Annotated in this window: 9 protein-coding genes, 2 pseudogenes and 1 riboswitch; of the genes and pseudogenes, 5 read left to right on the forward strand and 6 right to left on the reverse strand. The window is 54.4% G+C overall.

Going from position 1 to position 13113, the window contains the following annotated elements; translation table 11 throughout:
* Positions 1 to 111: 111 nt before the first annotated feature.
* Together HMPREF2572_RS04620 and metK are read right to left on the reverse strand one after the other, a co-directional pair.
* Positions 112 to 1092, reverse strand: a pseudogene (locus tag HMPREF2572_RS04620) (DUF1176 domain-containing protein); the annotation flags it as partial.
* A gap of 263 nt (positions 1093 to 1355) precedes the next feature.
* Positions 1356 to 2525, reverse strand: coding sequence for a methionine adenosyltransferase (gene metK, locus HMPREF2572_RS04625; protein WP_039856373.1), 1170 nt, complete (start codon positions 2523 to 2525; stop codon positions 1356 to 1358).
* A gap of 191 nt (positions 2526 to 2716) precedes the next feature.
* Positions 2717 to 2826, reverse strand: a riboswitch (SAM-I-IV-variant riboswitch).
* 92 nt (positions 2827 to 2918) lie between these two features.
* Between metK and HMPREF2572_RS04630 the strand changes: the two genes are divergently transcribed.
* Both HMPREF2572_RS04630 and nqrM read left to right on the forward strand, forming a co-directional pair.
* Entirely contained in the window at positions 2919 to 3968 is a 1050-nt protein-coding gene (locus tag HMPREF2572_RS04630; RefSeq protein WP_070496469.1) for an FAD:protein FMN transferase, read from the forward strand.
* A gap of 38 nt (positions 3969 to 4006) precedes the next feature.
* Positions 4007 to 4228: a (Na+)-NQR maturation NqrM gene (gene nqrM, locus HMPREF2572_RS04635; protein WP_003757168.1), complete on the forward strand. Its 222-nt coding sequence runs from the start codon at positions 4007 to 4009 to the stop codon at positions 4226 to 4228.
* A 273-nt stretch (positions 4229 to 4501) separates the two neighbouring features.
* On the opposite strand, the gene HMPREF2572_RS04640 is transcribed toward nqrM, so the two are convergent.
* Both HMPREF2572_RS04640 and HMPREF2572_RS14775 read right to left on the reverse strand, forming a co-directional pair.
* Positions 4502 to 6715, reverse strand: a complete 2214-nt coding sequence (locus HMPREF2572_RS04640; protein WP_070496445.1) for a RelA/SpoT family protein — start codon at positions 6713 to 6715, stop codon at positions 4502 to 4504.
* 122 nt (positions 6716 to 6837) lie between these two features.
* A pseudogene (locus HMPREF2572_RS14775) lies at positions 6838 to 6903 on the reverse strand (transposase); the annotation flags it as partial.
* 75 nt (positions 6904 to 6978) lie between these two features.
* On the opposite strand from HMPREF2572_RS14775, the gene HMPREF2572_RS04645 reads away from it, so the two are divergent.
* Complete coding sequence (locus tag HMPREF2572_RS04645) at positions 6979 to 7620, forward strand: GrxB family glutaredoxin (RefSeq protein WP_070496446.1); 642 nt, start codon at positions 6979 to 6981, stop codon at positions 7618 to 7620.
* A gap of 192 nt (positions 7621 to 7812) precedes the next feature.
* Here the strand turns inward: HMPREF2572_RS04645 and HMPREF2572_RS04650 are convergent, their stop codons facing one another.
* Positions 7813 to 8055, reverse strand: coding sequence for a hypothetical protein (locus tag HMPREF2572_RS04650; protein WP_070496447.1), 243 nt, complete (start codon positions 8053 to 8055; stop codon positions 7813 to 7815).
* Between the two features lie 458 nt (positions 8056 to 8513).
* Here HMPREF2572_RS04650 and HMPREF2572_RS04660 point away from each other — a divergent pair, with 458 nt between their 5' ends.
* Together HMPREF2572_RS04660 and HMPREF2572_RS04665 are read left to right on the forward strand one after the other, a co-directional pair.
* A complete protein-coding gene (locus tag HMPREF2572_RS04660; protein WP_070496449.1) occupies positions 8514 to 9929 on the forward strand; it encodes a DEAD/DEAH box helicase in 1416 nt (471 codons plus the stop codon).
* A gap of 330 nt (positions 9930 to 10259) precedes the next feature.
* Positions 10260 to 10808: a hypothetical protein gene (locus HMPREF2572_RS04665; RefSeq protein ID WP_070496450.1), complete on the forward strand. Its 549-nt coding sequence runs from the start codon at positions 10260 to 10262 to the stop codon at positions 10806 to 10808.
* A gap of 152 nt (positions 10809 to 10960) precedes the next feature.
* Here the strand turns inward: HMPREF2572_RS04665 and recG are convergent, their stop codons facing one another.
* Positions 10961 to 13003 (reverse strand): ATP-dependent DNA helicase RecG, encoded by a 2043-nt coding sequence (gene recG / locus HMPREF2572_RS04670; protein ID WP_148132288.1) that lies wholly within the window; start codon positions 13001 to 13003, stop codon positions 10961 to 10963.
* Positions 13004 to 13113: the final 110 nt, after the last annotated feature.

Here is a 13113-nt window from a genome sequence, read left to right on the forward strand (position 1 = left end):
CCTTGTCCTGATTTAAAGTTAATCCACTATAGCAAATGCCCGCAAAATGGCTCAATCTTGCGGGCATTTTTAAAACGGTTTTTGCCGTATGGCATCGATATTCAGCGTGTTTTAACGCTCGACACGGGTATCAAAAATCGGCATCACCCACGCGCCGCCGGTAAAGCCTTTGCATGAGCCGGTAGTGTGTTCGCCGCTGCGGACGAAGCTCTTGCCGTCCCATACCGCCGTATTGCTTGTCCAACAGTCGCCTATGCCGCGGCCTTTGAAGCTGCCGCTGAGGGTGGCTGTTTTCTCATCGAAACCGCCGTGTCCGCCATATATCATCGGCGGCAGCACTTGTTCGATTTTGGTCAACTCTTTATCGGCAATGGCATAGTAGCCGCTGGTTTGATACGCGCCGCCGATACAGATTGCCGAAATCAAAACCTGACGATCGTTGAGCGGATGGACATACAGGCTGCGGTTCCAATGCATTTGCTCTTTATTGTGCAGGGCACGACAGTAATTATCGTCGCCTTCGGAAACGCGGTTGCTGTCGCTCAAGAGCTTCATGACGGCGCTGTGGCGCGGTGTGTCTTGTTCCAGTATATCGCCCGCTTTTTTCGGCACGGCAACGGCGCGGATGACGGGTTTGGGCTGCGGGCTGAGGACTGCCTGACTGCTGTCGCCTTTACGAATCAGCGCGGAAGGCGTATTCAGACGACCTTGGAATTCGTCCGCTTTCAACATTGCCGCCGCCGCGCCTTTGTCGGACAAGTGCCATTCATATTTTCCCGCGCGGATGCTGATTTTGCTTTCTTTTTTCAACGCTTCGAGCAAGGCGTTGGTTTGCGCGCCGGTCAATTTGCCTTTGCCTTTTTTGTTCAACGCCAATTTGCCCAGTGATTTGCCGTCCAGCATCAATTCGCTGCGGGCTGCCACGCGGGCGAGTTGACGCTCATCGTCGTTAAACGGCAGCAGTGAAACTTCACCAACAACGGCAGCATTCGCCCCTGCTTGTCGGGTAAACAAGATGGAAACCGGCGTTTCTGTCTCTTCCGCCTGATATCCGGCGAGACGGCAGGTGCCGGTATTGTCGCAAGCAATGTCCCAGTCTTGGTAATTTTAATAAAAGCCTTGAGTCGGTGCGGCAAGCGCGGTGGCGGGCAAAACAGCCAGCAGCCATTTTTTCATGGTGTATTCCTTCAGTTTTATTTTATTAGTGGACGAACAAAGAACAGCGCGGCAATGTCAAACAGCGCCACACTGTTCTTGTGTAAAACAAACGTATGATACGTCGTTTGCCAAAAAGTTTTTGAACGGACGAAAAAAGGTCGTCTGAAACTCCTTTTCAGACGACCTCGATAGTTGTTTTATACGCCTGCGGCTGCTTTCAATGCGGCTGCTTTGTCAGTTCGCTCCCAAGTAAATTCGGGCTCTTCGCGCCCGAAATGGCCGTAGGCGGCGGATTTGCTGTAAATCGGGCGCAAGAGGTCGAGCATTTGGACGATGCCTTTGGGGCGCAGGTCGAAATGTTCGCGAACTAAAGCAATCAGTTTTTCTTCACTGATTTTGCCTGTACCGAAAGTGTCGATGGAAATCGAGGTCGGTTCGGCAACGCCGATGGCGTAGGAAACCTGAATCTGACATTGGGTTGCCAAGCCTGCAGCGACGATGTTTTTCGCGACATAACGGCAGGCGTAAGCGGCGGAACGGTCCACTTTAGACGGGTCTTTGCCAGAGAACGCGCCGCCGCCGTGCGGAGCTGCGCCGCCGTAGGTATCGACGATGATTTTGCGACCGGTCAGACCGCAGTCGCCTTGCGGGCCGCCGATGACGAAGCGACCGGTCGGGTTGATCAGGTATTTGGTTTCGGCAGTCAGCATTTCGGGCGGCAGAACGGGCTTGATAATCTGCTCAATCACGGCTTTGCTCAGTTCTTCATGGCTGATGGCAGGGTCGTGCTGGGTGGACAGGACGACGGTGTCGATGCGTTTTACTTTGCCGGTTTCGCTGTCGTAAACCACGGTCAGCTGCGCTTTTGCGTCGGGACGCAGCCAAGGCAGGCGGCCGTCTTTGCGCAATTCGCTTTGACGCTGCATCAGGCGGTGGCTGTAATAGATGGCAAACGGCATCAGGGTCGGGGTTTCGTCGCAGGCGTAGCCGAACATCAAGCCTTGGTCGCCCGCGCCTTGGTTCAGGTCTATGCCTTCGCCTTCGTTCACGCCTTGGGCGATGTCGGGGGATTGCTGGTCGTAGTACACGCCGACCGCGCAGCCGTTGGCGTCAAATCCCAGCTCGGACGAGTTGTAGCCGATGCGTTTGATGGTTTCGCGTGCGACCTTGATGTAGTCCACATGGGCGGTGGTGGTGATTTCGCCTGCCAACACGCACAAACCGGTGTTTACCAGAGTTTCCGCCGCGACGCGCGCTTTGGGGTCTTGCGCCAAAACCGCATCCAAAATCGCATCGGACACTTGGTCGGCTACTTTGTCCGGATGGCCTTCGGAAACCGATTCGGAAGTAAACAGATATTCGCTCATTTCAATATTTTCCTTCAAAAACAAGCCGTCGGCTTTCAGACGACCTGTTGTTTCAATATATATCCCACAACGGAAATCATAACAAAATTTCCACCTGCGCTCCATCCAAATGATAAATATTCCTACTTGGATAAAGCGGTTCGGAATCCTGCCCGTACAGAACATACGGGCAAAAAAATTCCCGCATCAAGCGGGGGGATTTGAATTGCCCTCTCGGACCACATCGGCTTTACAGCCGTCCACCTTACCTTTCCGTCTGAAAAGCAGGTTGGCATGGAATTCCCAACTCTTAATGCAGCGCGGATGTTAGCAGAAAAGCCCTTCCCCCGCAAGCCGCGCGCCTTTGCGTTTTACGTTACAATACGTCGTCTGAAAACACCCGAACACCCTATCATGCACCTACCCTCTGCCATTCCCGCCCTTGCCGCCACCCTCGTCCTTACCCTACCCTTGGGTGCGTGCGGCAAGAAAACATCCGAACAAACCGTGCTTCAGGGCGAAACGATGGGGACGACCTATACCGTCAAATACCTTTCAGACGACCTCCCCAACCCGCCCGCACCCGAAGCCGTGAAAAAGCAGATTGACGGCGCGCTCGAAGAAGTCAACCGCCAAATGTCCACCTACCGCGCAGACTCCGAAATCAGCCGCTTCAACCAAATGCGCGAAACCCGCAAGCACATGCCCGTTTCCGCCGATTTCGCCGCCGTTACCGCCGAAGCCTTACGCCTCAACCGCCTCACACAAGGCGCACTTGACGTAACCGTCGGCCCGCTCGTCAACCTTTGGGGCTTCGGACCGAACAAAGAAATCACCCGCGAACCCACCCAAGCCGAAATCGACAAAGCCGCCGCCCAAACCGGCACCGACAAAATCATCCTGACGCAAGACGGCAAACAAGCCACGCTCGCCAAAACCCAGCCCGAAACCTATCTCGACCTTTCCTCCATCGCCAAAGGATTCGGCGTGGACAAAGTGGCAGGCGAACTTGAAAAACTCGGCATCAACAACTACCTTGTTGAAATAGGCGGCGAGTTACACGGCAAGGGTCGCAACGCCCAAGGCGAACCTTGGCGCATCGGCATCGAACAGCCCAACATCGTCCAAGGCGGCAACACCCAAATCGTTATCCCACTCGACAACCGCTCTCTCGCCACCTCCGGCGACTACCGCATTTTTCACGTTGACCCGCAAGGCAGGCGGCTGTCCCACATCATCGACCCCAAAACCCGCCGTCCGCTGTCGCACCGCCTCGCCTCCATCAGCGTCGTCGCCGATAACGCCACCACCGCCGACGGTCTGTCCACCGGACTTTTCGTACTCGGCGAAACCGAAGCCCTCAAACTCGCTGAACAGCAAAACCTCGCCGTTTTCCTGATTATCCGCGACCAAAACGGCTACCATACCGAAATGTCCGGCGCGTTTAAAAAACTACTCCATTAATACCCGCACACTCATATCCATCCCACAGGAACACCATCATGAAAACCCTACTCCTCACCTTCGGCCTCTTCCTCCTTGTCATCCTCGGCATGGCGGTCGGCTATATTTTTTCCAAGCGCACCATCAAAGGCAGTTGCGGCGGCATTTCCTCGCTGGGCATGAAAAAAGTCTGCGACTGTGACACCCCGTGCGACACGCTGCAAAAGAAACTGGACGAACAGAAACAGCAAGAAAGCAAAGGCATTACCGTCGATCATTAAACCCTGCCCGAATCAGGTTTAGCCTTGCTTTGAACAGGGCAACACAAAAGGTCGTCTGAAAACCGCATATTGCAGTTTGCAGACGACCTTTGATTTGAAGGTGTGGCTGTTCTTGGGAAGCAGATAAAGATTTATCAAAGCTACTCAAATTGCCGTTATTTCCGCGCAGGCAGAAATAACTGAACAGATACTTCCGATATCGATTGACGATACAGACAAAAAGGTCGTCTGAAAAAACCGAAATCCGTTTTTCAGACGACCTTTTGCTCCCCCTTACAAGCGCGTGACGCTCAACACGCCTTTGACGTCGCCGAGGCTGGCGAGGACGCGCGGGAGGTCGTTGACTTGTTTGACTTCGAGCGTGAACCTCATGCTGGCTTCCAAGTCGCGGGACTGGGTTTGCACGGCGGTAACGTTGAGTTTGTGGCGGGCGAGCGCGTCGGATACGTCGCGCAAAAGTCCCGAGCGGTCTTGGGCGCGGATTTCGACATCGACGGCGAACACTTGCCCTTCCTGCAACGCCGCCCAGCTTGCGTCCAACACTTTTTCAGGCGCTTGTTCGGCGAGGTGTTGGAAAGAGGGGCAGGTTTTGCGGTGTACCGAAATGCCGCGCTCGCGGGTAACGAAGCCGACAATATCGTCGGGCGGCGCGGGTTTGCAGCATTTGGCCAGCGTGGTCATCAAGCCGTCTTCGCCATCGATGAGGACGCCGGTTTTGCCGCCTTTTTTGATTTTGGACTGTTTGACGATGGTGGTTTCGCTGACGGGCACGGGCGGCGGTTCGTTCAGCGTGCCGCAGGCTTTCTGGATGGCGCGGTTGGAAATTTCGCCTTGTCCGACGGCAGTGTAGAGGTCGTCGAGTTTTTTGTAGCCGAGGTTTTCGGCAAGCTCTTGCAGGTTGGGTTTGGGCGTGAGTTTGGCAAGCTGCTTGTCGAGTTGGACGCGGCCTTCTTCGCGCACGGTGTCGGCGTTTTGCTGGCGGATGTAGGCGCGGATTTTGCTGATTGCCTTGCTGGATTTGACCCAGCCTTCGTAGAGCCAGTTGACGGAAGGATGCCCTTCTTTGGCGGTAATGATTTCGACGCGCTGTCCATTTTCGAGCGGGGTGGACAGCGGCACGATTTGCCCTTCGACTTTCGCGCCACGGCAGCGGTCGCCGATGCTGCTGTGCAGAGCGTAGGCGAAGTCGATGGGGGTCGCGCCCGTAGGCAGGGAGAGGACTTTGCCGTGCGGGGTCAGGACATAAATCGTGTCGTTGAAAAGTTCGGTTTTGAAGGCGGCGGCGAGGTCTTCCTTGCCGCTTTCCGCCATGTTCTCGCGCCAGTCCAAGAGTTGGCGCAACCAGGCAATTTTCTGTTCGTAGGCGGAATCGCCTTTACCACCCTCTTTATAACGCCAGTGCGCGGCGACACCGAATTCGTTGAATTGGTGCATATCGAAGGTGCGGATTTGCACTTCCACACCTTTGTCTTCGGGGCCGACGATAACGGTGTGCAAACTTTTATAGCCGTTGCCTTTAGGGTTGGCGATGTAGTCGTCGAACTCGCCGGGGATGGGCTGCCAAAGGCTGTGGACGATACCCAGCGTGGTGTAACACTCGGGGACGGTATCGACCAAAATCCGCACGGCGCGGATGTCAAACAGCCCGTCGAAGCTGAGTTTTTTCTTCACCATTTTTTTGTAAATGGAGTAGATGTGTTTCGGACGGCCGGCGACTTCAAAGTGGACGTTGTATTTTTTGAGTTCGCCGCGCAGAATGTTGAGAAAGTTTTCGATGTATTCGAGGCGTTCGGTGCGTTTTTCGTCCAAAAGCAGCGCGATTTCGCGGTATTTTTCGGGTTCTTGATGGCGGAAGCCGAGGTCTTCGAGCTGCCATTTGAGCTGCCACACGCCTAGACGGTTGGCGAGCGGGGCGAAGATGTCGAGGGTTTCTTTGGCGACGGCGCGTTTTTCAGGGCTGTCGGGGATATTGCTGAGAAACTGCATGGTGCGGGTGCGCATGGCGAGTTTGATTAACACGACGCGGATGTCAGTTACCATCGCCAGCAGCATTTTACGCATGGTTTCGGCTTGCTGCGCGCGCTCTTCGGAAGTGGCGAGGCTGTCCACACGGGCGAAGTGTGTAAGCTTCTGCACTTCGTCCACACCTTTGACCAGCTCTGTGACGGTGCTGTTGCAGCGTTCGGAAACCAATAGATTCCAGTCGGGGACGTAGCGCCCGATGTCGGCAAGCAGCGTCGCGGCGACGGCATCGGGGAGCAGGTCGAGTTCATTGACCATCTGCGCCGCGCCAAGGAAATGGTCGAGCAGCGGCTCGCCATACGGCGTAACGGCATCGGCGGGATAGTGTTCCTGCGCCAGCGACCATGCGGTGCCGATGAGGTTTTTATCGTTGTCCGGCAGCGCGGCGCAGTAGCTGTCGAACCATTCGCGCAATTCTTGCGGAGTCGCGCTTTGCGTGTCTTGAATCGGGCTGGTGATGGTCATGATGGTGTCTTTTCGTTTCGATAAAAACAGGTTTATTGTAACAGGTTGCCAAAGGGATTTGCGGGCTGTTTTGCGGGATATAGTGGATTAACTTTAAACCAGTACGGCGTTGCCTCGCCTTACCGTACTATCTGTACTGTCTGCAGCTTCGTCGCCTTGTCCTGATTTAAAGTTAATCCACTATAACGTCTGTAAGCGGGTTGTTTCAGACGACCTGAAATGATATGGTTCGTCCGTTTGATGAACATGAAAAGGAGTATCCGATGAAGCTGTATATTTACGACCATTGCCCGTTTTGCGTGCGTGCGCGGATGGCGGAGGGGCTGTTTGGCGCGGACGTTGAAGAAGTCGTGCTGGCAAATGACGACGAGGCGACGCCCATCGGCATGATTGGCGCAAAACAAGTGCCTATCCTGCAAAAAGAAGACGGTTCGTTTATGGGCGAGAGTTTGGACGTTGTCCGCTATCTTGACCGCGAGGGTCGTCTGAAAGATGAAACCCGCCCCGAAATCCAGGCATGGTTGGACAAAGTGGGCGGCTACAACACCAAACTCGTCCATCCGCGCGTCGTGAAAATCGGTTTGCCCGAATTTGAAACGCTGGAAGCGGTGAAATATTTCACGGACAAAAAAGAGAAAAACATCGGCAGCTTTGCCACCAATTTGGACAAAACCGGTCAGTATGTGGAACGGCTGCACGAGGATTTAGCGGAACTGGAAACGCTGATGACCGAAGACGGCACGGGCTTAAACGGTGAAGTCGGTATGGAAGACGTGTTGGTGTTCCCGATATTGCGCAACCTGACCGTCGTGCGTGGTATCGAGTGGCCGCAAAAGATTATGGATTACCTGCTGCGGATGAGCGAAGCATCGGGCGTGCCGCTGTATTTTGACCGCGCCTTGTAATAACCGAATCCGCCAAATAAAACAAACGCAAAGGTCGTCTGAAACCCAAAATCAGGTTTCAGACGACCTTTGCGTTTATCCCCGCCTTACCTTCCGGGAGTGAATGCAATCAGGCGGGGCAAGCATGGCGAGAAATTGTTGATGTATGACCCCGAACAGATCGGGTAATACATCAATAATTCCTAGCTGTGCTTATTGTGCGGCAGGTGCAGAAGTAGCGGCACCACCTTCAGCGGCGCTGCGTTGGTAGCCTTTGTCTTTCATACATGCATCGAACACGGCGCGGTCTTGGTTGGCACCGGAAGCTTGTTGACATTGAGCAATTGCTTCTTCAACGCTAACGCTAGGAGTTTTAGCTTCTTCAGAAGTTTTGCTGCTAGAGCAGGCACCCAGCATCAGGCTTGCAGCGGCAACGGCGATCAATAAAGTTTTCATGTCGTATATTCCTATTGTGATTGATGGTTTACAGCGCAAATTTGCGTCTGTCCCAAAACAGAGTCCCATTAGTACGATTTAGTTTCATTTACATATGAAAGGTTTCGATAAGTTTGAACTATGACAGTAAATGCCGTCAGAAAATGATAAGCGGTTTCAAAAATTTAAGAAACATAAACACCGCCGGCATGGCAATGTAAAAAATTCCCTTACCGACTCGGTAACGCAGCCAAACAACTATGCTCCGCCCGCCTGCCGTTAGGCGGCGCAGGGGTTTTATGGCATAATCGCGCTTACCTTTCCATACCGCAGAAACCACATCCCATTTCTGCGGTTTGCCGTACCCCGGCCACACACTTTGCCGGCGGCATCCTATAAAAAACATCATCAAAACATCCTCCCGTTTCAGACGACCCCTCGCGGCATGCCGCATCTTGTCTGGACAGAAAGATACCGCCATGAATCCATTTGCCTCACTCGGGCTGGGCAGCGAACTCGTTTCCGCACTGACCGAACAAGGTTACGAAAACCCGACGCCCATCCAAGCCGCCGCTATTCCCAAAGCACTCGCCGGCCACGACTTGCTCGCCGCCGCCCAAACCGGCACGGGCAAAACCGCCGCCTTTATGCTGCCCAGTCTAGAACGCCTCAAACGCTACGCCACCGCCAGCACATCGCCCGCGATGCACCCCGTGCGTATGCTGGTGTTGACCCCGACGCGCGAACTCGCCGACCAAATCGACCAAAACGTGCAGGGCTATATCAAAAACCTGCCGCTGCGCCATACCGTCCTCTTCGGAGGCGTCAACATGGACAAACAAACCGCCGACCTGCGCGCTGGCTGCGAAATCGTCGTCGCCACCGTCGGCAGGCTGCTTGACCACGTCAAACAAAAAAACATCAACCTCAACAAAGTCGAAATCGTCGTTCTCGACGAAGCCGACCGTATGCTGGACATGGGCTTCATCGACGACATCCGCAAAATCATGCAGATGCTGCCCAAACAACGCCAAACCCTGCTCTTTTCCGCAACCTTTGCACCGCCCATCCGCAAACTCGCCAAAGACTTCATGAACGCGCCCGAAATCGTCGAAGTCGCCGCGCAAAACACCACCAGCGCCAATGTCGAGCAACACATCATCGCCGTTGACGCGCTTAAAAAACGTAACCTCCTAGAGCGGCTGATTGTCGATTTGCAGATGAACCAAGTCATCGTGTTCTGCAAAACCAAACAAAGCGTCGACCAAGTGACCCGCGACCTCGTGCGCCGCAACCTCGCCGCCCAATCCATCCACGGCGACAAATCCCAGCAAAGCCGCCTCGAAACCCTCAACGCCTTCAAAGAAGGCAGCCTGCGCGTCCTCGTTGCCACCGACGTCGCCGCACGCGGACTGGACATCGCCGAGCTGCCCTTCGTTATCAACTACGAGCTGCCGACCCAGCCCGAAGACTACGTCCACCGCATCGGACGCACCGGACGGGCAGGCGCGGACGGCGTTGCCATTTCCCTGATGGACAAAACCGAGCAAAAAATGTTTGAAGCCATCAAAGAGCTGACCGGCAACGACTTGGCTGTCGAACGCATCGAAGGTTTCGAGCCAAACTGGTGGGGCGCAGACGCCGACGGCGATGCCGCCGCAGACACCCAACCCGCACCGACCCGCAGCCGCAGCAGCGACAGAAACCGCTCCGAACGGAACAACCGCAGCGAACGCAATGAACGTAACGAGCGTAACGACCGCGGCGACAAATCCCCCAAAGCGGACAAAACCGATCCCGGCGCCGCCTGCGGCACCATCGCCGGACGAAGCCGCCGCAGCCGCAGGGAACGCCAACCCTGCGCCCTGTTGCAACCTAATTACGGCACGAAATAAAGCCGGTTGTCCATAAAGTCTAAAAGGTCGTCTGAAAAAGATTTCAGACGACCTTTTTATATGTTGGACAACACTAGGGGGCTGCCGACAGCCCCAAGACAAAGAATCGGTCAGGGAATTTTATAATATAATCATATTTAAATGTCTCTCAGGCGTGAAGGATATATAGTGGATTAAATTTAAATCAGGACAAGGCGACGAAGCCGAAGACAGTACAAATAGTATTGCAAGGCGAGGCAACGCCGTACTGGTTTAAATTTAATCCACTATAAAAATCAAGGCTTGAATAGAGGCAATATACTTTTCCCGAAAAAATCATGGATAAAAAACATGAAATTCTTACTGCTTTTATTGATACCGATAGGATTCACCTTATTCATCATCAGCCTGAAACACATGCTCCGGTATGTCAGCACCGAAATAGTCTATGAGATGCCCTGTACCCAACAAGAGGGGACATTTACGCTGACAAAAAAAGGGAAATATAGTGTATGGCTTATGGACAAACAGTTTATAAGAGTAACACTGGGCGCGCTCAGTTTAAGCATCATCAATCAAAAAACAGGCAAACATATCCCTCAATCAGGATGTCTCTCACTTGAAGTGAACGGCTTTGGGACAACCCGAAACGTATTATTTTGTTTTCAAGCAGAAGAAGGAACATATGTTCTTTCGATAAACAACAAAAGAGAGCCCAAAGGTGTCGTCAATAATTTGATTACAGCTACGCTGGGACCGGTTGATTACAGCAAGTTTTCTCTTCAAGTCCGTCCGTATGTTTCCGTAATCGTTTTCGCGCTGTCTATGCTCGGCTTGATGATAGGGGCAGGGTGCATGCTTGTCGGGATTATTATCCCTTTTGCCACCCAAGTCTCCTAATAGTCCGGACATATCGGGAACGCTCTAACAGCTTCAAACCCAGCACACCATCACTCTTTTCTTCAAACACAAAACACACGACAAGGGGCGCAATCATGCGCCCCTTGTCCATTATCCGCAGGCGAAGCCTTTTCAGACGACCTCAGACGACCTCACACCCCCAAATACCCTTCCCTGCTAGCAAGCCATCTTGCCAGATGCGCTTCGACGATTTCGGGGTTTTGTTCAATCAACATCGGGGCGATTTCGCGCGCTTGTTCCAAGAGATGCAGGTCTTCTTCGAGGTTGGCGAAGCGCAGCATGGGGACGCCGCTTTGGCGCGCGCCGAGAAATTCGCCGGGACCGCGGATGTTGAGGTCTTGGCGGGCGATTTCGAAGCCGTCGGTGTGTTCGTAGATGACTTTCAGCCGCGCTTTGGCGAGTTCGCTCAAGGGTTCGGCAAATAGAAGAACACACACGCTTTCTGCCGCGCCGCGCCCTACCCGTCCACGTAATTGGTGCAGCTGCGCCAAGCCCATGCGCTCGGCGTGTTCGATCACCATCAGGGCGGCGTTGGGCACATCTACGCCGACTTCGATGACGGTGGTGGCGACCAAGACGTTCAGACGACCTGCGGCAAACTGAGCCATGACTTCGGCTTTTTCGGCGGCTTTCATGCGTCCGTGTACCAAGCCGATGTTGAGTTCGGGCAAGGCTGCCTGAAGCTGCTCGAGGGTTTCGGTGGCGGTTTGCAGTTGCAGGGTTTCGCTTTCTTCAATCAGCGGGCAGACCCAGTATGCCTGCTGCCCTTTGCGGCAGATGTTGAGAACGAAGCCTTCGACTTCGGCGCGGCGGACGTTGTTGACGAGACGGGTTTTAATCGGGGTGCGCCCGGGCGGCAATTCGTCGATGATGGACACATCCAAGTCGGCGAAGAAACTCATGGCGAGCGTGCGCGGGATAGGGGTGGCGGACATCATCAGCTGGTGGACGTCGCGCCCTTTGTTTTTGAGGGCGAGACGTTGGGCGACGCCGAAGCGGTGTTGTTCGTCCACAATCACCAAGCCCAGATTTTGAAACTCGACGTCGTCTGAAAACAGGGCGTGCGTACCGACGGCGATTTTGACGGTACCGTCAGCGAGTTTGGCTTTGGCTTCGTCTTTGGCTTTTTTGCGCTGGCTGCCGGAAAGCCAGACGACTTCGAGTCCTAAAGGTTCGAGCCATTGCTTGAACTTGATGAAATGCTGTTCGGCAAGGATTTCGGTCGGTGCCATCACAGCCGCCTGCGCGCCCGATTCGATGGTGGTCAGCGCGGACAAGGCGGCGACGATGGTTTTGCCGCTGCCGACATCGCCTTGCAGCAGGCGGTGCATAGGATGGGTTTGCGCCATGTCGCGGCGGATTTCGGATACGACTCTTTCTTGGGCATCGGTCAGGGCAAACGGCAAGGCGTGGCGCAGGGCTTGGGTCAACGTGCCGTCGCCGCCCAATGCCGCCGCCGTGCCGCTGACGCGCTTCTGTCGCGCCAGCCGCATGGACAACTGTTGCGCCAAAAGTTCGTCGAATTTGAGCCGCTGCCATGCAGGAAGCGCGCCATCGGAAAGCTGGTGGATGGTGAAGCTCGGCGGCGGCGAATGCAAAAGACGCAGGCTTTCGGCGAGGTGCGGCAGTTTCAGACGACCCAATAAGGCATCGGGCAAGGTGTCATGCAGCGGCGTAACGTCCAACGCCGTCTGAATGATGCGGCGCAAAGTGGGCTGGTTCAAGCCGTTTACGGTCGGATAGACGGGCGTGAGGCTTTCCGCCAAACCGCTGCCCTCGGCATCGCGGATTTTGGGATGAATCATCTCGTCGCCGTGAAACCCGTGTTTGATTTCGCCCACGGCGCGGATGCGTTTGCCGACCGCCATCTGTTTCTGATTACTGGCATAAAAGTGGATGAAACGCAGAAAAAGGACGCTGCCGGAATCGTCGGCGATTTCGACAATCAGCTGCTTGCGAGGTTTGAACGTGACTTCCTGATGGATGACCTCGCCCTCAACCTGACACGGCACGCCGATAGGCGCGTCCTTAATCGGCATGATGTGCGTCTCGTCCTCGTAACGCAGCGGCAGATGCAAAACCAAATCCCATGCGGTATGGAGGTTGAGTTTGTCGAGCTTCTTGGCGGAAACGTCGGTGATTTTGAGCTGTTTCTGGGTTTCGGGCGTCATCATGGCTTTGTCCTTTAATGACGCGTATTTTAGCTGAAAATGTAGGAAGGGGTCGTCTGAAAGGACGTTCAGCACCAAGTTAATCCTTTATAATAGCGTGTTTTTCAGACGAC

Origin of the sequence: Neisseria sp. HMSC064E01, from assembly GCF_001808875.1 — a bacterium.
Lineage (GTDB): Bacteria > Pseudomonadota > Gammaproteobacteria > Burkholderiales > Neisseriaceae > Neisseria > Neisseria sicca_A.